The organism is uncultured Rossellomorea sp. (assembly GCF_947488365.1).
GTDB lineage: Bacteria > Bacillota > Bacilli > Bacillales > Bacillaceae_B > Rossellomorea.
Genome location: NZ_CANKZT010000002.1, coordinates 851,010 through 870,863, shown reverse-complemented (window position 1 = coordinate 870,863; position 19,854 = coordinate 851,010). Strand labels below are relative to the sequence as shown.

Sequence of the window (19,854 nt, the reverse complement as noted above, 5' to 3'; positions counted from 1 at the left end):
CCAACACCCTATTCTACCTCTAATGATGCACCACTTTATATAAATACCAAGTTGACAACTATGAATACTCACCTATATAATAGATGTAATTCATGACAACTATATAATCACTTATCCAGAGAGGCAGAGGGACTGGCCCGATGATGCCTCAGCAACAGATTCTACATCATAGAACACTGTGCTAATTCCACAAGCAATTTGCTTGGAAGATGAGTTGAAGTTTTGTTACATAAAGCCTTCTTCTTATCTAATGGGAAGCGGGCTTTTTTCAATGACCCTTCCTCAATTCGGACACATTATAAGAGGAGTGATCACAATGGGAGAAATCCTACAAGAAGCGATTCATAATCGACGAAATGAATTAATTAACAAATTGATTATCCATAACATTTTCAAAAAAGGCCACAAACAATTATTCGAGTTGACGCTGCAGGAATTAGAGGACGAATTTAAATACATTCAGCAGGAAAGCCATCCGCACAGCGATGTAGGATCGATTAAATGGAAAAACTGTGCGAAGTTAACCAGCTAAAAAAGCCCCCATCCATGGAAGTGGATTGGGGCTTCCTTACTTTCCTATATTTAGGAATTTAAGCTAACTTTCTGCATTAACCCGGACACTTAAAGCATATATCTGTGCATGTATGCCAATGGTCGTAAACATGTTACCTGCACTCATTTTCGCACGCTACATTGACAAGTGATCAGTCCTTTTCTAAAATGACAAAGGATTGTTCTGGATGAAATTCATGTATGATACTATTTAATTTATATCATATAGTTTCCACCTCCCCCGGATTTCATATATCTTTCAAGGTTAGTCTAATCTCTTACAAAGGAATATACATATGTCCCTCAATCTGCAGCATTTTATGAACGAATTCATCGGCCTCGATAATTGGTCTCTCTTTTTTATCAGTATTTTCATTAATGTTGTCATCAGTATCCTTGGTTTTCTACCGAGTGTCTTCTTGACGGCCTTTAACATTTCCGTATTCGGGTTGTGGCCTGGAATCGGAATTTCCACCCTTGGTGAATCATTAGGAGCCATTGTTAGTTTTTATTTATATCGAAAAGGAATTAAGTTTGCTCGTATTGATCAGATACTTTCGAACAATTATTTTCTCAAATTAAAAGAGGCCTCAGGTACCGAATGGATCATACTTCTAATCTTATTTCGCATGGTCCCATTTGTGCCTTCAAGTGTGGTAACCGTTGCGGCTGCCTTTAGCTCTATTCCAATTGTGGTTTTTTCTGTGATCAGTTCCGTCGGCAAGATTCCTTCGTTGTTGATTGAGGCATTCGTGGTGGTGAATGTGTTGGGTGCGGATAAGGGGAAGGCTATTTTGTTAGGAGGTTCGGTGGTAGTCGGGATGTTTTATTTGGGATATCGTTGGAGGAAGAACTCAATTTCATGATTGTCACAGTTACGGAAACCACTCTCCTCCGGAACTGAAAAAAAAGACGTCCACCACATGGTACACGTCCTTTCTCCCCCATTACTTATTGTGCATTCACCTCGACAGCATCCTTCTTGTAATATTCTGCAAAGATCTCCGCAAATGCTTCTGTTGAGTTATACAATTCTACTAAATTATTTTCCACTCCGCCAAACTCAAGAAGCATGGCTCTCTCAGTTAGGTCCTGATTGTAAACCCCGTTACCTTCTGCTCTTGTTTTGATAAAGACTCCGCGGCTGATGCCAGGATACTTTTCTTCTAATTTAGCATTTAATTCTTTAGCGATTTTCAGGTTCTTTTCGAAGTTTTTGTTTTCTTTTCCTACAATAAAAAATAAGCGGGCATAGTTTTTGCCGTTAATGGTTTTGGTTGTGATGTTTCTTGGCTGGGAATCCCGGTGGATATCGATCAGGTAGGTTAGGTCATTGTCTTGAGCGATGGCTTCCTGGACCAGTCCCCTAGATAATTGATACGATTCGAAATACGTCCATGACTTATCTTTAAGTGCTTTATTTACATCCGTCTTATCTTGAACCGCACCAATTCCTCTTGATTCAAGCTCTTGCTTCAACTTTGATCCAACAGCAATGACATTAACCTTCTCATTTGTACTCGCCGGATCTTTAGAGTCGTTGTTTTTAATCAGTGGACTAAAGGCTTCCCAGCTGTGGGAATGATAAATGAAGACGGATTTTTCATCGATTTCCTGAATACCGTCTCCTGAGTTGTTGTTTGCTTGATCGATTTGACTCTGGTCAATTTCTTGATCTTTCAACTGATCTTCTGTTGGCGCCGGCGATTCGTTCGGAAGGTTCGTAATGTCCGTCCCTTTCCCTGCAACTGCTATATGAGTGTGATAATTTTCTATCCCTGGGATTTCCCGTCCAAATAAACTTCGTGGATCAAGTAGTGATACGTTCGTGACGCTCTCTAACCAATCAAAATCATTGTTTAATGCTGATTCATTAGTGACCCGGAGTCCAGTCATTTCCTGTGACAGCAGCATGAGAAACGTTTCCTTCGGGACGAGTTCAGACACCGATGAATACAATAAACTATCCACCCTCAATTTAATCGCTGTTGACGAGATCAACCATACGGTCAAATACATGAGGACAATACCGATCAATACTACCCGAATGATGGCCTTCATAGAGACGAATACTAGTGGGACTAAGCTATTGTTGTTTCGAGACTTATACGACATCATCAGTACCCCTATATAAAGTATTTAATAGTTAACTTTATGCAGGAGGTTGATAGAGTAGAAGGTTTTTTCAGGGATTCGGTCGGATTTCCTACTTCACCTTATACCGTGAAATCATTTTCAGATTTAAGTTTAAGTGCATTTCGCAGTAATTCTTGAAGGACTGCTGCGAAAATCGAAATGGTTACAGACGCAAAACTAATGATGATCCCTACCATGGCAATACCAGGATGTAGAGCATTTTGGATTAATAGAAACACTATACCTGCCACATAAATGGCAGTGATTAGTAAGGCATTCAGTTTTATTCGGTGAAGAGCCACTATTGCTTTCGCTGAAAAAGCGTTCTCTTCAATATACTTTAAAAGCTTAAAAGCTTGATACAGCGCTAAATTAAATGGAACCGCTGTTAAGTATACCCCTATTAGAATCGGCCATTTCAAATAAGCGAATTCGGGAAATAGATCAGCAGAATGCTTTGCCATGGTTGGCAACCAGACAACACAAAGGATGAATACAATCGCTCCTACTGCCATTACTGCCCCTTTTAAAAAAGTCGTCGTTCCTCGTTTCATAACACACCTCTGATACCATGTTTTTCTAAATTATATAATGAGATTTATTGTTTTCCAATAAAATATGATTGATTTTTTATTCTCTATTAAAAGTTTCCTATAAAAACAAACGCATGAGTAATCTCATGCGTTAAATCCTTATCTGCTATTCACTTCATTGGCTGCCCTCACCCCCGACTCAACCGCCCCTTCCATCCAACCATGAAAGGAGGAAGTGTGCTCTCCAGCAAAATGAATTCTGCCTTCAGGTATCTTAATATAATCCCCAATATCACTTGCCTGACCAGGGGTATAAAGGGTAAAACATCCAGCCGAGAATGGATTTTTACTCCAGTTGTAAACTACATAATTCAGTATTTCAGTATACACTTGTTCACCATATACTTTAGAAAGGTCTTCTAAAACCTCTTTGATGATTTCTTCTTTTGGTTTGCTGTTCCATAAGAGTGCATTCTGGCCCCAGCTGTAACTCGCTAACATGACCCCTGGTTTGTTGCTGCCTCTGTCGTGACTTGGCATATACGTAAAGCGGGTGGGAAGATCTGACACGATGTTTCCGTAGTTCAAGTCTTCCCAGAAGCGACGACGAAATTCAATTCCTATTTTCACGGCTGGAACATTCGTTACTTCCCGAATCGCCTGCCACTTTTTAAAGGATATTGAATTATAAGGTACGACCTCGATAAACTGAAAGACAGTAAATGGTACGGTTACGATGACATAATCGGCATTGTATTCACGCACCAATCCGTCAATGGAATCTCTTGATCGAACACTTACTCCTCTATTGGATTGAATAATGTGGGTCACTTTTTGATTCAGTAGAATGTGTGACGCAAGTTCTTGAACAAATCCGTAAGGTAAGTGGTCGTTACCTCCTGTTATTTGATAAAATTTGGTTTCTTTCCTGAATATAGGGAAAATGATGTCTTTTAATATATCGACGAACGAGAACTCAGGGAACCCTTCTATCCCGAGAATAACATTGATTTTTCGAATTGCATTTACGGATAATGATTTACCAAATGGATTGTTTGCTAAAAATTGTCCCATAGAATAACCAGAGTATTGTTTAATTAATTTTTCCTGTTCTTCATGATCACTTTTATTATATAAATCCATAAAGGGCTTGGTCGCTTCAATAAACAATTCCGAAGCTGTTCTTCCCTGTTCACCTTCTGGTAAAGGATACTGTATAATGTCGGGGTTTTTTTCGTATTGTTCTCTTGTTGTTAGGATATTGTTTACTAATAGTAAATCTCTTGGAGAACTATTGATGAATTCTTGAAAGGGCAGGTTGAATTTTCTTATATATTCGAACACTAATTTGTGGTTATCGGGGATCCTCATAGCTCCCAGGTCCAAATAATTACCGGGTGTGAATGGCTTGCGAACAGTATATACCCTGCCGCCGATTCGTTTATTTCCTTCTAAAATCGTTACGTCATGCCCGGCTTTTTTCAGTAGAGAAGCAGCGACTAAACCACTCATTCCTGCTCCAACGATTATCACTTTTTTAGACTTAGTTGGATTTAATCCTTTCCGGATAATGGCCAGCATATCGTCTGGATAGTTCAATTTGTAGGGATCATCTCTTGAAAGTTGATTTACCATCTCATCACCCACCTCCCTTTTTCTTACATCATATGACGTCAAAAAAGGAGGTATACGTATGATCTCTGTGACGAAGAGCTCATTTCCACTGATTTTAAGAACAAGTGTTTCTATTTATACGTTTATGTGTTATACTTAAATTTCATTGGGTCTACGAGACTGTATTTAGTCAATCCCTCGAGCAAGTAGAAGGGAGACATGTTATATGTCACTAGAAAATATCGTAACCATGCTCAATACTCTTAAGGAATTCAAGGATAGTGAGATTGTTCATACGATTTCAAGTCATGATCACTCACCTGTTATGACCGTTACCTACCATTTGGACAAGGAATGCTTTCAAATCACATATGTTGATTCAATGAAAGTTGAAGAATTTACAGACCTCAGCCTTTTGGCTACAACCATAGAAAGTGTTGTTCTTCTCGAACCTTCAAGATAAGGTTATAAAATGGGATGCCATTACGTAAATCGTGATGGCATTTTTTTGTACCCGGATTTTAATTATGCCGGGACATTATGTCTTTATCTTCTCAGACATATATTCGAATCTTCATTGGTAGAAACGAGCCATTATAAGGTTATGAAGCAATTTTTTGTTGAACGGGAACGAATGATATAGCATTTATTGAGGGTACAAGATTGAAGGTGGAAATAGGATTTATTCATTATGGTGTTAATTGATAAAGCATTTCCCTAATAATAAAATCGAGCATAAAACCAACCCTGGTTTTATGCTCGATTTTATACTTTTTAAAAAGAAGGAAGTTCACTAAGGTTATTCTCTTTCAGGCCGTCAGGTTCACTGCGAAGAACATCTCTTCCATATCGATGAATCACATCTACATGAGCCAGTTTTCCTGACTTTGCTTCTTCGAGTGCAGTGATATAATCAAGCTCTCTCCCACTTTCGGTTTTAAAAGCGATGAGATCGTCTTCCGCATTTCGGCGAACGGCTACAATCTGTTCCGCGCCAGATGCCAGCTCCTGAGCCATTTCTACTTTAGCTTGAAATTTACCTTGCTGTTTGTATTCCTCGTAAATTTGTTCAAAACTTTTTTCAACCATAAGATTCACCTCCCGAACGTATAATTATTATTAGCGGGAAGTTCAGGAATTATTAATATCTTCCAATGTATTATTGAGCAGATTATTGATGCCTGACTTTAAAGAGACTCTTAAGAATCAGTTTCTTTTGGTTGAGTCAGGGGTAAATTAGTACTTACCACCTCAACACTAATAAATGAATCGATTCCAAACATTTTCAATTTAGCCACTTGGCTTTCAGCATTATCCCTGATTGCAAAAGCACCGGCCTGTACTCGATAGTAGGTATTACTGGATTCTGATAGAATGTCGATAACCGATTCAATGGAATTTTTTTTAAGCTCATTCACTCTGTTTTCTGCATTTTTTCTTTCCGTAAAAGAACCAGCGATCACCTTAAATAGAGACTTTTTATTATCCGATTTTGGCGGTAATTCTAATGCCTTCGCGATACCACGTGCAATGGCCACAGCAACGGCATTTCTAAATTCAGAATTGTTCAATAATGAGATATCTCTTGGATTGTCTACAAAAAGAACCTCCACCAGTAAGGATAGCATGTTCGTTTCCCTCAATACATGAAAATTGTCTCTCTTTTTCCCTCTGTCCACCACATTGAAAGGCTTAATTGCAGTCATTACTGCATCATGAATTATATTCTGATAAATAAAGGTTTGAGCTGGTACGCTGCCACTATAAACATAACTTTCAAAGCCGCTTCCACCACCAGCATTATGATGAATAGATAGGAAGAAATCGGGCTTTGAGACATTAGCAAGTGTAGAACGATCTGATAAGGATAGCGTTTTGTCTTCTGTTCTAGTCATAATGATATTCACTTTATAATTTTCCATTAAATAGTTTTGTACAAGTCGGGCTGTCAATAGATTGAAGACTTTCTCTTCAAACCCTCTATAAGTAGCACCAGGATCCAATCCTCCATGTCCGGGATCAATCATAAGTGTTTTCACTTTAATTCCTCCTAAAATTAGATATATAGTACTATATTCACGGAAGGACTAGCCTGATTGGATTTTCAAGGTGTATGATCACCTCATTGTGAAAAAAAGAGTTCCCTGTTCAACATCAGGAAACTCTTTTTTATCTATATCAAATGGAGGTGACTTTCTTATGGGGCTTAGATTTTTATCTCTATTGTATTTCTGTAAACACGTTCTTATTCACTTTATTCATCATCATTGACTTATTGATCGGCGGAGTTTCATACTGGTGCTCGCTTCATTTTTTCAGTATGGACTGTTGATCTTATAACCATTGTTCTCTTGCTTAACGAGGGGTCGAAGAGTAACCCCGAACTGTGCAACGTGCATATTTGAGAGGGAAGGAGATCCCAAGTCAATCTTGGCATGTGTATCTGAGGTCCTGATAAAAAGATATTCTAGTAATTTTCTTGCCAAAGCATCACCTCCATAGAACACTTTATGTCGAAAAAGGCTATTTGGTGAGGACAAGCAACGGTTTTTTTGAAAATTGGCAGCCCTTTTTATTTTTCCCAATGTATTGCGCATCCAAAAAGTGAGAGGTTTGCCGACATGCCACTTACCTCCCTCTTTTCAACTACACCTCACCTGCTCCCTAAGCGTAAATGTAGGTTTCGTACGTTTGAAGATTCAAGGTCCGTCCCTCTCAATTTTTAAATTAACATATTTTTCCGATTGAGTTTTTATGAGTGAATGGGGAAAAGAAGTAAATAATAATGGGGCAAAGCTAAATGAATGGAGGTTTTTTAATGAAAAAGATTGGATTTCTTGTAATGGTTGTGATGATCACTCTTTCTTACTTCCCTGGGATCGGTGCTTCAGCTGAAGCAAAGCAGGCTGAATGTGTGAGTGAAGCCAGCATGAAAGCAAAAGAAGACATTAGAATTTTATGGAACGATCATGTTATCTATACCAGGAATTATATTATTAGTGCCGTTGATGAATTAGAGGATCAAGATGTGGTTCTTGCAAGATTACTTCAAAATCAGAAAGACATCGGAAATGCAATTAAACCTTATTATGGTGAAGAGGCTGGGAATAAGCTAGCTGATTTGTTGACCGAGCATATTGTATTGGCAGGAAAAATCGTTGATGCTGCTAAAAATGGAAAGCAAGCAGAAGTGGAGAAATTTAACAAAGAATGGTATCAAAATGCAGATGACATTGCAGGATTCTTAGCAAAAGCAAATCCTTACTGGTCTGAAAATGCGCTTAAAGACCTGTTATATATGCACTTGCAATTCGTCACCGATGAAGCGATTGCACGAATCAAGAAAGACTGGAAAGGAAACATAACAAGCTTTGATAAAGGGAAAGCACATATTCTTCACCTGGCTGATGTCCTATCGGGCGGAATTGTCAAGCAGTTTCCAGAGAAGTTCTAATCATGGCAGCTGGGATAGATTGATTCCAGCTGCTTTACTCTGCTTTATAAATACGCTTATCTCTTCTCTTCCAAGTCAATCTCCTTGATGATACGGGCAGGATTTCCACCCACCACGACATTAGAAGGGACATTCTTTGTCACAACAGCGCCTGAAGCTATAACCACATTATCACCTATCGTCACTCCGGGATTAATGATTGCGCCTCCACCAATCCAGCAGTTGTCTCCTATTTTGACAGGCTTCCCAAATTCCGGTCCTTTGTTTCTCTCAACCGGATTCATTGGATGAGTCGCTGTGTAAATATGTACTCCAGGTGCGAGCATACAATTTTCACCGATGCGGACTTCACACACATCTAATATCACACAATTAAAATTAGCAAAGAAATGGTTGCCCACGTGAATGTTATATCCATAATCACATCTGAAGTTAGGCTCTAAATAAACGCTTTCCCCAGTAGATCCGAACAATTTTTTTATGGCAACTACTCTATCCCCGTCTTCTTCTTCTGTCGTTTGATTAAGCATGCGTGTTAAAAAACGTGCTTGTTTTCTCTCTTCCATTAATTGAGGATCCCATGGTTCGTAAAGTTCTCCATCGAGCATTTTCTGTTTTTCAGTTTTCATATGTGTGCCTCCATCTTTTGTAGTGACAATACCAGAACCCTATTCTATCTCTTTTTCTAAAAAAAATATATCAACAAAACACTCCCTCACCTAGTGTAAGGATCCAATCATTCCTCTCTCTTCGATAAATTCAACTGCCATGACACACCAAACCTGTCCTCAACCCAGGCAAATTTCTCACTAAACGGAGATTCCTCCAAAGGTATTAGCACACTCCCGCCTATAACTATTTAGATGCAGATATTTATTTTCATATTTAAAATTAAAAGGCGTTGCAACCAATTTTTCTACATGAATAAAACAAAATCCCTTACCAACTTACATCCAATCAAAAAAAACGACTCCACTATCAGAGTCAGTCATCTAATCACTTCAAATCAACTGTATCCAACAATTCCACTTCAACCTGATCACTATTATCAAAACGATAAAATCTCTCTACATGCCATAAATCTCTTCTTCTTGCATATCCGTTTATCTCTGCCCATTCATGCATGTCACGATATGCATCTCTAATTCCATGATTCGTCCCTTGATAAAAGGTGCTTACATAGGTTTGGGGAGGAATCGTTAATGACACCATGCCTGGGGGAATAACTTCAATCTTCTCCACTTCCATCCCTACCCAGTATCCATCCAAATCGACAGTAGCATCCTCTGCTACAAACGCACCTAGTTGAATCTGCTTATTTACAAGATGTTGAATCTCATCGACCCTTTCTTTCAATTTAGCAGCAGCTTTTGGGATTTCTATGATGTACTCGTCACCAGGACATACGACTCGAAACCCTACTAAGTTCAATCCACCAATTTCTTTCACTTTTATGTTACGCGTAATCATATTCTTAAACCTCCTTAATTGATGATTTCTAACACATTTCCATCTGGATCAACCACATAACAAAGGATATTCACTGCGCTTCTCGAGGTATTGTAATACTTGGTTTCTAGTAGGCGATAATACTGAAATAATCGTAAGGAATTTGATTCTTTGATGGAGTTTGTTATTTCACGAAGGATCTTTTCATCTGAATTTTCATAAGGTACACCCTCCACTATTTTATTCCTAGCTCGATGAAGAGCGGTTTTTACGGATGCATCGCTGATTCGAAGCATAGAGGCGATTTCTTTAGATGAGTAGCCAAACACGTCTTTCAATGTGAGAAGCATAGCTTGCTTAAGGGGTAAAGCTGTAAATAGACATTCCAACAGAGCGTCATATTCGATAAAGTCTTTTGATTGGAAATGATAATCCTCATTGATTAAAACAAGCCCGTTTCTTTTTCTTTTTCCATCAATAAAAAGGTTTTTGGCGATGGTATAGAGAAAGGACATGGATAAGTCTCGTTCAGGTTCTGATTTCTTCAATTTGTACGTTTTTAAAAGAGTCTCCTGAACAAGGTCTTCTGCCTCTGGTGTAGAAGCAGAGAGCTTTACACAATACTTATAAAGTTTTAGAATCGTAGTTTCCAGTTCCTCAAAAATCAACTTTTTCGTCCTTTCAAAAAAATTTAAAAACATTTGTAACTTTTATTCTAGTATAATCGTTATACCAATGAATTCCAAATAGGAGGAGTGAGTGTTTTGTTTAAAGTGGGTAGTGTATTTATACCTGTGACGGACATGGAGAAATCGATGAAATGGTATGAAAAGCATTTAGGTGTAAGAAAGATTGATACCTGGGATGGTGGTGCAGGTTTTTATTTCCCAAATAGTGACACTCAATTAGGATTGGTTCAAGTGGATTCCCCTCAGCCTACTGAATTTGTCATCAGTGGGAAAAAGAAGAATGTGTACTTTAATTTCTTGGTAGAAGACATTGAGGAGGTTCATAAGGATTTAAAGAACTCTGGAGTTGTCACTTCTGAAATTGAAGACTTTGGAGGAATGAAAGGATTTGAGTTTTTCGATTTGGATCATAATCCATTTAGCGTAGTGAATGAAGTTGAAGATTCTCCCTTCCACCGGGACCAGGTGAAAAAATCACAGTATAAATAGAACAAAAGAAGCTGACTCCCCTGATTGGAGTCAGCTGTTCTATCACTATAAACCAGGTCTATATGCCGTTTCTGGAATATCTTCATAATCTTCTGGATTGAGGTCATCAATGCTGTCGTTAGCCACACCGGTGATAATTGAATTTAATCCCGTCTCAACTGCTTTTACTAATTGACCTTTTTTCTTTTGTCCCAGAGTCCATGTTTGTCCTCTTACTTCGAACAGCACAGTACCGCTACCATTAAGGGCGAATGATCCAAGGGCTGTCCCAGGAAGATCTAATTCTTGCTGATACAGGGTAATGTTAGTAAACGGTGAATTTCCGATGGATTGTAAGGCATTATACGCTGCAACATTTAACTGCCTGGAATAATCATATCGATAATTCTCAGCGTACTCAGCATAATCACTTCCTTCAGGTGAACCAGGATCTGGAACAAACTGTCCGGATAGGGACATTGTTACAATATCATCCGTCCCCTCGACGTAATATTGACCTTGATGATGCAAGTCAATAAATGTATCTACATTCCCAAACTCCTCTCTCAAGCTCTTATAAACATCTCTAACTGTCTGGGATTCAGGTGTAATATACCAACCAGGTTGATCTGAACTTCCGGGAAAATCAGCAGGTTGAGCGCTATAATTCAAATCCGGATTAAAGTCACGATTTACGTCAAATCCAGGGCGTTCACTATAATCAACATCTTGAAGAGTCCTAGTGTAATAATTCCAGGAGGGCGTAGCTTCTGCTAATGATGGAAACTTTTCCACCACCTCACTCCATGTCATATCATTCGCACGTCGATTCAATTCACTTGCGTCAGGATTCATCATAGGGAGAACGACTAGTGTAATTTCTTCACGAATGTTCTGTGCCTCTGGTGAATTACTCGACCCGAGGTACTGAAGGATATTCAGAAGAGCTTCCGTTCCTGTTTTTTCATTCCCGTGGATTTCACTTTGAATCATCACTACGCGGTCCCCGGTTCCCACCCTTGCTTTATATATCTCTAATCCATTATGTGAACGACCTGCCACATCCAGCGCTACTCTTCCTTGGCTTGTCTGTGCAATTTTCTGTAAAGCCTTCGTTAATTCTGCATGATCAGTAAAACCGGAGATTGGTAAATTTGCCCGATCATTTGTTAAATTTCCATTTGGTGAACTGGACGCTAAGCTTGTTGATGCCATGCTGGTACAAAGAAGAATTGCTGCTAAACTTGAGACTACTTTTTTCTTTTTCATAAATATATTCCCTCCCATATGTTTCGGTACCCTAAACAGTTTCTGCCTTTACATGAGGATCACCTTCAATATTACGTAAAACAGGAAATATTAAGGAGAAGTAATATGGACATATATGTCTAAAGATGTAGAATATTCAGAAAATGAGGACTTAATTTTATGTCTATTTATCTATCGATGTGTGCTCACCTTTAACGATGAAAGAAGGTATATAAAAAACCTGGTACCCCCGCTCTTCTCATCCCCCTTCAAAGCAAACCTTCCTTCCTCACTTCTGATCACACTACCTTAAAAAACAATAACAAATAAAAAAACTCCTTCCCTATACACTCTCAGGAAGGAGTTGCTTTTCTAACTCTATCGCTTCATTTTTCAAATTCTCTTCGTCCATCATCAATCTGAATAACCCTCTTATAATCAACTCATCTTGATTAGACTGGCGGCATACTTGTGAGATCCGATTGGCAATGTTCATGTAATACTTTACACGATCTTCACTCAACCCCCTTATTTTCTCATACAAACTCTTCCAAGCGTTCTCCCTCTCTTCAAATGAAATGAAGGCTCCTTCCCGGTCCATGCTAACGGAAAATGATTTCATTATCTCATCATCCAACAATGGCTTGCTCTTTCCTTCAAGAAAGTCTCCAGCAAGGAGAGAAATTTGTCTCACTAAATGTTTCCCGAGAATAGAAGGGTCCAGGGCATCATCAGTAGAAATCAAAAGCATCATATATGATGAATAGATGGATTGTGTCATCCACATGAGGTCCCATATGTATGGCTTGATCTTACCACCAAATACTTCTAATAAATTATGCTCGAGCCAGCTAAACAACCGTCCTCTCATACGGTGTTCCATTGCAGCCAATTTCTCACTGTTCTTCGCGGACTCCCCCCGCATGTGCATTTTCATATAAGATTTGTATTCGAGTATCCCTTCAAATTGTACTTGAAACTGTTTTGCGAATCGTTCAAGAGGTGGTAAATTCCCTTCTAGTCCGACGACAAAAGCCCGTTCGAAGACAAGTTGCTGATAATGTTCATAAATCGATATGATTAAATCTTCTTTTGATTGAAAGAATGAGTACAGGGAGCCCTTTGAAATGCCGACACTTTCGGCGATTTGCTGCATGGACGTTTGATTATATCCGTGTTCTGCAAAGAGCTCCACGGCTGATTCGAGTATTGATTTACGTTTATCCATTTTTCACACCTCTATATCCAAAGAAAAATTCACTCTACCATTTTAACCATACTCCCCAAAAAATAGAAGAGCATTATTTCTTGACTACAGAAAAAATACAGGTAAAATGACTAGTGAGTCAACCAAATAAATAACTGTTATAACAACGAATAATCAAATTAATAAAAAATCATTTGACCCATGAGTCAAATATTTTTAAAGGAGGACAACATCTATGTTGAAGGCTATTTTAAACCGTTCCAAAATCACACTGATTTTTATCTTATTATTTGTGATTATCGGTATTTTCACTTTTCTACAATTACCACAGAGAGAAATACCTGAAACAAGCGTGAACATTGGAACGGTCAGCACCGTTTATCCTGGTGCAACCGTTGACTCTGTTGAGAGGACAGTGACCAATCCCATCGAATCTTCTCTGCAATCCATTGATGGAATTAAAGAAATCAGTTCCTCCTCTTCAGCCGGTTTCTCTACTATTATTGTAGAGGTTGAAGATGGAGAAAACAAAAAAGAAGTGTTTGGAGATGTTCGACAAGCGGTTTCAGATGCTTCCACCTCTTTTCCTGACGAGGTATTCGATCCGGAAATTAACGAATCCACTGTAAAAATGCCGATTGTTTCGTATCACCTTACAAGTGATAGTGAAGAGTCACTTTTCGCTCTTCGTGAAGAATTGACTCGTTGGCAGGAAGAAGTCAAGGAAATCACTGGTGTCTCCAGTGTAACGGTAAAAGGATTACCCGAAGAAGAAATTGTCATTGAATTAAAACAGGATGAACTAAAAGAGTCCGGACTTAATCCTTCCACTGTCATGAGTGCGATTAATGATGAATACTATCCCACTCCTCTAGGAAAGCAAGAAGTCGATAACGAAGTCGTTCAATTAACGGTGGATCACTACTCGACTCTTGATGAAATGAACGAGCTTTTTGTTGGTAAGAACCCTCAAGGAGAATCGGTCTATTTACAAGATATAGCCAACATTAACGTTTCGTCTAAAGAAGTAAAAGATATTGTTACATTTGAAGGTAAGCCATCCTTATCCTTTACAGCATTTGTTCAGGCTGGGGAAGATATCCCTTCTGTGGATGAGAAAGTAAGCGACAAAGTGGATGAACTGGCAAAGTCTCTTCCATCTGATGTGAAACTTGAACCTTATTACTCTCAGGCATCGATTGTAACAGACATTTTTGATGGATTATTTATGTCACTTGCCATTTCAGTTGTTGCGGTCATCCTGACTACAGCTCTTGGACTTACGGTTTCTGGTGCGTTCGTCGTTGCTTTAGCCGTTCCGATTTCCGTACTTATAGGTCTAATTCCACTTCCGTTTTCAGGCGTGGACTTAAACCAAATATCTGTCATCGGTGCCATCATTGCTCTTGGTATATTGGTTGATGACTCGATTGTAGTAAATGATAATATTCAACGTCGTTACAAGCTTGGCGACCGTGCACTAATGGGAGCCATAAATGGGGTAAAAGAAATTTGGGTATCGATCCTGACATCTTCTCTAGCCATAGTGTTCACCTTCCTTCCACTTGTTTTCTTATCAGGGGGGAATGGGGCATTTATAAGGGCATTACCTACAGTATTAATTACGACTATTATTGCTTCAACACTTGTAGCGCTGATATTCGTTCCAATCTTGAGATATCTGCTTTACAGTAAAACAACGAAAAAAGTATCTGATGCTCCTGGTTTATTAGGGAAGCCATTGAATAAGCTCGCTGATTTTTATGCTGACAGTGTATTGAAAAAGTTTTCAAAAAGACCTTTCGTGGTATCTTTCATCGGCCTTGTATTCACAACCGCCATCTTTGGTCTCATTGCCCTTACACCGTTTGAATTCTTCCCGTCAGCTGACCGTGAAGAAGTAACGATTGATGTAACGTTACCAATCGGTACAACGATTGAAGAAACAGCGATCACCTTAGAAGACATGGAACAATTGTTAAAAACAGACGAAGGTGTATATGAAACTTCAGCGTTTGCAGGTACGGGACTACCTAACTTATTTAACAGCTCTCTTTCAAATTCCGGTCAAAATACAGGTCAATTGGTCGCGAGAGTCGATCGTGAAAACCAAACGGCTCAAGGACTGATTGACGAGTGGACTGACAAACTGAGGGAAGAATATCCAGATGCGAAGATCTTCATGGAAACGATCCAGCAAGGTCCTCCTGCAGGAGCTCCCGTTACAGTTACGGTTTCTGGTCCTGAGATGGAACAATTAATTGAACTTCGTGACACGATTTCATCTGAAATTGAAAAACTGGAAACTGATCTAGTGGTTGATAATGTTGGAGAAATGGAGCCAACGATTGAATATGTTCCAAACCGCGAGCTTCTTGAGGAAAATGGAATTACAATCAATCAGATCAGCCAACAGCTTCGATTGGCAACAGAAGGCATTCCTATGAAAGCCTTTGATAATGGTGTTACGAAACGTGATATGACACTGGTTTTAGAAGGAAATGATGAAGAAGTCGACCTGTCTACTCTAGAGGTTCCCGCTGAAATAGCTAATCCTGCTGGACCACCAAAGCTGATTTCACTTGATGAGCTAGTGACTCCTGAGAAGAAAGAAGAGCTTCAACTCATCCCTCATAAAGACGGAGAGCGTGCAATCACGATTCGTGCTTTCCCTGAGAATGAAGAGAACTATAAAGAAAATGTCCAGGATATCGTGAAAGATGTACGAGAAAACCTTGACGACAACAATTATTCCATTACATTAGGTGGAGAGAATGAAGCTCAGAATGACTTCTTTGCGGAGATTACAGTCCTATTTACAATCGTCATTTTCCTTGTGTATCTAGTCATTGCCCTTCAATTTAATTCTTTATCACTTCCGTTCTTAGTTCTTGTCGCGGTTTATCTTGCCATTGCAGGTGCGATTCTAGGGTTATTCGTTACTCAAACCCCAATCAGCTTCCTGGGTGTTATGGGTATGGTATCATTAACCGGTATTGTTGTGAGGAACTCTGTCGTGTTAATTGAGTTTATTGAGCAAGGATTGAAGAATGGTATGGGTGTGAAAGAAGCTGTCGTGGAATCAGGACGGACCCGAATTCGCCCAATTCTATTAACGGCTCTCACATCAATTGTTGCACTTATTCCAGTTGCAGTCAGTGGAGATGCCCTTTTTACACCACTTGCTGTTACCATTATTTCAGGTATCCTGTTCTCAGCTGTATTAACGCTGATCATAGTTCCGATGATGTATCTTGTCTTTCACCGCTTTAGAAGAAGAAAGCGCGAAGCATAAGAATGGTCTAGAGGGGTGTCCATGTGACACCCCTCTTTTTCGTGGTATATGGAACAATTCACTTGAGAAATCATTCAAAATCAAGCATTATAGATAAGTATTTTATTTTAATCTTTAATGGAGGAACAACATGTCATCAAATATCAATTCAAAAGCGATCCTCATTACTTTTATGATAGGTGCTTTTTTTGCCATATTAAATGAAACGTTGTTAAATATCGCCCTAACCGAACTAATGGCCGTATTTAACGTCGATGCTCCCACGGTTCAGTGGTTAGCAACAGGATTCATGCTCGTGATGGGTGTGCTGATGCCAATCTCCGCCCTTCTTATCCAATGGTTCACGACTCGTCAAATGTTTATTGGTGTAATGAGTGTGTTTCTTCTAGGCACGGTGATTGCTGCATGTGCCCTGAATTTCCCTATGTTACTTGCTGGCCGGATGATCCAGGCCGTTGGTACCGGTTTACTCATTCCTGTCATCATGAATGCCTTATTACTTATTTACAGGCCTGAAGTCCGTGGTAAAATCATGGGTACGTTTGGACTGGTGATTATGTTTGCACCAGCGATCGGACCGACTCTTTCTGGCGTGATTGTCGACTTGTTAGGGTGGAGATGGTTATTCATTACGGTCATTCCCTTCGCCGTATTCTCTATTCTATTCGCTCTGAAATATTTACAAAATGTCGGCGAAATCACTCGACCAAGTGTGGATATCTTGTCCATTATCCTTTCTTCGATTGGTATTGGAGGAATTGTTTACGGATTTAGTTCGGCGGGAGAAGAATCTGCAGGGTTTACGTCTCTGAAAATCATTGGGATTATTTCAATTGCGATAATAAGCTTGATTCTATTCGTCTTACGGCAGTTAAAGCTTGATGAACCACTTCTCGATGTTCGTGTTTTCCGTTATAAAAGCTATGCGAGAGGAGTATCGATTTTCGTCATCGTGATCATGGCTATGTTTGCATCGGAAATCGTCATGCCTATGTATTTACAAGGACCTCTCGGATACTCTGCAAAAGCAGCCGGATTATTATTACTTCCCGGGGCACTTTTAAATGGGCTAATGTCTCCAACGATGGGATCGCTTTTTGATAAGTACGGCCCAAGAAAACTGATCATTCCAGGAACCTTAACATTAGTCGGGGTAATGATATTCTTTAGCACAATTAACCCATCTACACCGATCTGGTTATTCGTTCTTTTCTATATGGTTTTGATGCTTTCCATTTCAGCCATCATGATGCCTGCACAAACGAATGGTTTAAATGAACTACCGAAACATTTATATCCACATGGTACCGCCATTGCAAACACCCTGCAGCCAGTCGCTGGAGCTTTAGGTGTTTCAATCTTTGTCAGCATCATGACTCAAAGTCAGGCCGGGTATATTGAAGGGCAATCGGGTGAGTTAACAGAAGGACTCTTAAACAAGGCCATGACCTACGGTGTACATCATGCTTATTGGTTTGCTCTTGCCTTAGCTGCTGTCGCTTTCTTTATTTCGTTATTTATCCGGAAAGCTGTTGCTCCTGATTTTGATGGAGAAGGAGAAAAGACTGGAAGTGAAAGTTAAAGTACGTTAACAAAACACCATATTACCTGAAAAGCTCAGATTCCTGAGCTTTTTTTAAAAAAGTGCTATTACTGTACGTTAATCTCTCTAAAAGAGTAAAATGGATGGTGAAACCACCCATGAGGAGGAACTTATTTGGATAAAGAGATTACCATGATTGAGGACATCCGTTCTGACCTATTGAATAGTGTGAGCGATTTAACGAATGATGAATTGAACAAAAGAATTGAAGAAGGCCGATGGACAATCATGCAAGTGCTTGATCACCTGTATCTAATGGAGAAATCGTTGACGAAAGCGATTCAAACAACTTTAGCTAGAGGTGAAGAGCAGGAAGTATCGTCGAAGCCGATTCACTATACGGTAAATCGGTCGACGAAAGTAGATGCACCTCCATTTGTCGTTCCTACTGAAGAAAACCTTACACTTCAAGAAATGAAGGACAAACTTGAAGAATCACGAAAAGACCTTCTAACATTTCTGGATACAACACATAAAGAAGCTCTACAAAAAAAAGCATATCCCCATCCCGTTTTCGGACTTATCCGTTTAGATGAATGGGTACCGTTTATTGGATATCATGAGAAGAGGCATTTAGAGCAGATTGAAGAACTAAAGGGAAAATTATAAATCTATTCGAAAAAGGATCTTTTCCCTTATGGAAAAGATCCTTTTTCATCACTCTTCTCCCTTTAACTTTTTGACTATACCCTCTATCACTGGATTACTCCGATGTTCGATCTTATATGCAGCATAAATCGTATTGTTTACGGAAAGATGAGGGAACATTACCTTTGACCTCTTTGCCTCCAGACTATCTTTTAATAAATACGTTGGAAGAATACTTACTCCCATACCGTTTTCAATCGCTTCTAGAATCGTCCGAAGATCCGGTACAATGTGAATCGGTGGCACTTCAGGTCTCTTGCCGAAATGTTCTCTCCAGTATCTTCTAACAATCGGGAGCTCGACTCCATAGCTTAACCACTTCTGTTCCATTAACCACACTTCAATATCTGAAATTTCAACGGCACTTGAAGAATAGCTTGCCGGTGTGACAACAACAAATTCTTCTTCTACTATCTTGACATACTCAATCGAAGACGTGTTCAGCTTTTGAGTTGTTATGGTAAAGTCGAGTTCATCTTTCTCCAACTTTTCCAATAATAAACCGGCGGTACTAAATTGAACGATAAAACGTATGTCGATATCCTTCAACTGAGGGATGACTGCTTTCGTGAAGTATTCAGCAGGGGAACCAAACCGAACGATGGGCGCAAGGGACGTTTTAGAAGAAGCGTGTCTGATCTCAAGGGTCGCGCTTTCTAGGTTTTCAATGAGAGGCACAATTTTCGTATATAATTCTTTCCCCTTAAGCGTGGGAATCATTTTACGTGGTGCACGGATAAACAGTGGTTCGCCCACTTCAGACTCTAATGCCGATAGATGCTGGCTCATCGCTGGCTGAGTCAAAATACGCGCTTTCGCTGCAGCGGATACGGAACGATGCTTATAAATACTAATAAAACTGCGATACCATTCAAAATCAATCATAGTGATCACTCCCTTCGATAAAATTTTTATATCCTCAGCTAATTCTTTTTTTAGTATATCTATAACAGAATTT

At 39.4% G+C, this 19,854-nt stretch carries 19 protein-coding genes, 1 pseudogene and 1 riboswitch; of the genes and pseudogenes, 8 read left to right on the top strand and 12 right to left on the bottom strand.

What is annotated here, in order from left to right:
• The first annotated feature begins 108 nt into the window (after positions 1–108).
• Positions 109–216, top strand: a riboswitch (SAM riboswitch).
• Positions 217–316: 100 nt separating this feature from the next.
• Complete coding sequence (locus tag Q1B03_RS11225) at positions 317–532, top strand: Fur-regulated basic protein FbpA (protein WP_299741261.1); 216 nt, start codon at positions 317–319, stop codon at positions 530–532.
• Between the two features lie 316 nt (positions 533–848).
• Positions 849–1,418, top strand: a complete 570-nt coding sequence (locus tag Q1B03_RS11220) for a TVP38/TMEM64 family protein (protein WP_299741260.1) — start codon at positions 849–851, stop codon at positions 1,416–1,418.
• 85 nt (positions 1,419–1,503) lie between these two features.
• Here the strand turns inward: Q1B03_RS11220 and Q1B03_RS11215 are convergent, their stop codons facing one another.
• The 3 genes from Q1B03_RS11215 to Q1B03_RS11205 form a co-directional block, all read right to left on the bottom strand.
• A complete protein-coding gene (locus Q1B03_RS11215; protein ID WP_299741259.1) occupies positions 1,504–2,670 on the bottom strand; it encodes a stage II sporulation protein P in 1,167 nt (388 codons plus the stop codon).
• Positions 2,671–2,768: 98 nt separating this feature from the next.
• Positions 2,769–3,242: a DUF2975 domain-containing protein gene (locus Q1B03_RS11210; protein ID WP_299741258.1), complete on the bottom strand. Its 474-nt coding sequence runs from the start codon at positions 3,240–3,242 to the stop codon at positions 2,769–2,771.
• 138 nt (positions 3,243–3,380) lie between these two features.
• Complete coding sequence (locus Q1B03_RS11205) at positions 3,381–4,856, bottom strand: flavin monoamine oxidase family protein (RefSeq protein WP_299741257.1); 1,476 nt, start codon at positions 4,854–4,856, stop codon at positions 3,381–3,383.
• A 205-nt stretch (positions 4,857–5,061) separates the two neighbouring features.
• Here Q1B03_RS11205 and Q1B03_RS11200 point away from each other — a divergent pair, with 205 nt between their 5' ends.
• Positions 5,062–5,298 carry a hypothetical protein gene (locus tag Q1B03_RS11200; RefSeq protein WP_299741256.1) on the top strand — a complete coding sequence of 79 codons (237 nt, stop codon included), beginning with the start codon at positions 5,062–5,064 and terminating at the stop codon, positions 5,296–5,298.
• A 311-nt stretch (positions 5,299–5,609) separates the two neighbouring features.
• On the opposite strand, the gene Q1B03_RS11195 is transcribed toward Q1B03_RS11200, so the two are convergent.
• Both Q1B03_RS11195 and Q1B03_RS11190 read right to left on the bottom strand, forming a co-directional pair.
• The gene (locus tag Q1B03_RS11195; protein ID WP_299741255.1) at positions 5,610–5,924 is read right to left on the bottom strand and encodes a DUF3892 domain-containing protein; all 315 of its coding nucleotides are present in this window, start codon (positions 5,922–5,924) and stop codon (positions 5,610–5,612) included.
• 110 nt (positions 5,925–6,034) lie between these two features.
• Positions 6,035–6,874 carry an N-acetylmuramoyl-L-alanine amidase gene (locus Q1B03_RS11190; RefSeq protein WP_299741254.1) on the bottom strand — a complete coding sequence of 280 codons (840 nt, stop codon included), beginning with the start codon at positions 6,872–6,874 and terminating at the stop codon, positions 6,035–6,037.
• Positions 6,875–7,653: 779 nt separating this feature from the next.
• On the opposite strand from Q1B03_RS11190, the gene Q1B03_RS11185 reads away from it, so the two are divergent.
• On the top strand, positions 7,654–8,289 hold the full coding sequence (locus Q1B03_RS11185) for a glycosyltransferase (RefSeq protein WP_299741253.1): 636 nt from the start codon (positions 7,654–7,656) through the stop codon (positions 8,287–8,289).
• A 56-nt stretch (positions 8,290–8,345) separates the two neighbouring features.
• Here the strand turns inward: Q1B03_RS11185 and Q1B03_RS11180 are convergent, their stop codons facing one another.
• The 4 genes and pseudogenes from Q1B03_RS11180 to Q1B03_RS11165 all read right to left on the bottom strand — a co-directional run bounded on the left by Q1B03_RS11180 (position 8,346) and on the right by Q1B03_RS11165 (position 10,406).
• The gene (locus Q1B03_RS11180; protein WP_299741252.1) at positions 8,346–8,918 is read right to left on the bottom strand and encodes a sugar O-acetyltransferase; all 573 of its coding nucleotides are present in this window, start codon (positions 8,916–8,918) and stop codon (positions 8,346–8,348) included.
• Between the two features lie 107 nt (positions 8,919–9,025).
• Positions 9,026–9,136, bottom strand: a pseudogene (locus Q1B03_RS11175) (VOC family protein); the annotation flags it as partial.
• A gap of 149 nt (positions 9,137–9,285) precedes the next feature.
• A complete protein-coding gene (locus Q1B03_RS11170; RefSeq protein WP_299741251.1) occupies positions 9,286–9,759 on the bottom strand; it encodes a GyrI-like domain-containing protein in 474 nt (157 codons plus the stop codon).
• 14 nt (positions 9,760–9,773) lie between these two features.
• Positions 9,774–10,406 carry an RNA polymerase sigma factor gene (locus tag Q1B03_RS11165; RefSeq protein WP_299741250.1) on the bottom strand — a complete coding sequence of 211 codons (633 nt, stop codon included), beginning with the start codon at positions 10,404–10,406 and terminating at the stop codon, positions 9,774–9,776.
• An 87-nt stretch (positions 10,407–10,493) separates the two neighbouring features.
• Between Q1B03_RS11165 and Q1B03_RS11160 the strand changes: the two genes are divergently transcribed.
• Complete coding sequence (locus Q1B03_RS11160; RefSeq protein WP_299741249.1) at positions 10,494–10,916, top strand: VOC family protein; 423 nt, start codon at positions 10,494–10,496, stop codon at positions 10,914–10,916.
• A gap of 45 nt (positions 10,917–10,961) precedes the next feature.
• Here Q1B03_RS11160 and Q1B03_RS11155 read toward each other — a convergent pair whose 3' ends face one another.
• Together Q1B03_RS11155 and Q1B03_RS11150 are read right to left on the bottom strand one after the other, a co-directional pair.
• Entirely contained in the window at positions 10,962–12,164 is a 1,203-nt protein-coding gene (locus Q1B03_RS11155; protein WP_299741248.1) for a M14 family zinc carboxypeptidase, read from the bottom strand.
• Between the two features lie 322 nt (positions 12,165–12,486).
• Positions 12,487–13,371: a TetR/AcrR family transcriptional regulator gene (locus Q1B03_RS11150; protein ID WP_299741247.1), complete on the bottom strand. Its 885-nt coding sequence runs from the start codon at positions 13,369–13,371 to the stop codon at positions 12,487–12,489.
• A gap of 214 nt (positions 13,372–13,585) precedes the next feature.
• Between Q1B03_RS11150 and Q1B03_RS11145 the strand changes: the two genes are divergently transcribed.
• The 3 genes from Q1B03_RS11145 (at position 13,586) to Q1B03_RS11135 (ending at position 18,857) form a co-directional block, all read left to right on the top strand.
• Positions 13,586–16,645, top strand: a complete 3,060-nt coding sequence (locus tag Q1B03_RS11145) for an efflux RND transporter permease subunit (RefSeq protein ID WP_299741246.1) — start codon at positions 13,586–13,588, stop codon at positions 16,643–16,645.
• A gap of 130 nt (positions 16,646–16,775) precedes the next feature.
• Positions 16,776–18,227: an MDR family MFS transporter gene (locus Q1B03_RS11140; protein ID WP_299741245.1), complete on the top strand. Its 1,452-nt coding sequence runs from the start codon at positions 16,776–16,778 to the stop codon at positions 18,225–18,227.
• Positions 18,228–18,362: 135 nt separating this feature from the next.
• On the top strand, positions 18,363–18,857 hold the full coding sequence (locus Q1B03_RS11135; protein ID WP_299741244.1) for a DinB family protein: 495 nt from the start codon (positions 18,363–18,365) through the stop codon (positions 18,855–18,857).
• Between the two features lie 48 nt (positions 18,858–18,905).
• Here the strand turns inward: Q1B03_RS11135 and Q1B03_RS11130 are convergent, their stop codons facing one another.
• Positions 18,906–19,781, bottom strand: a complete 876-nt coding sequence (locus Q1B03_RS11130) for a LysR family transcriptional regulator (protein ID WP_299741243.1) — start codon at positions 19,779–19,781, stop codon at positions 18,906–18,908.
• Positions 19,782–19,854: the final 73 nt, after the last annotated feature.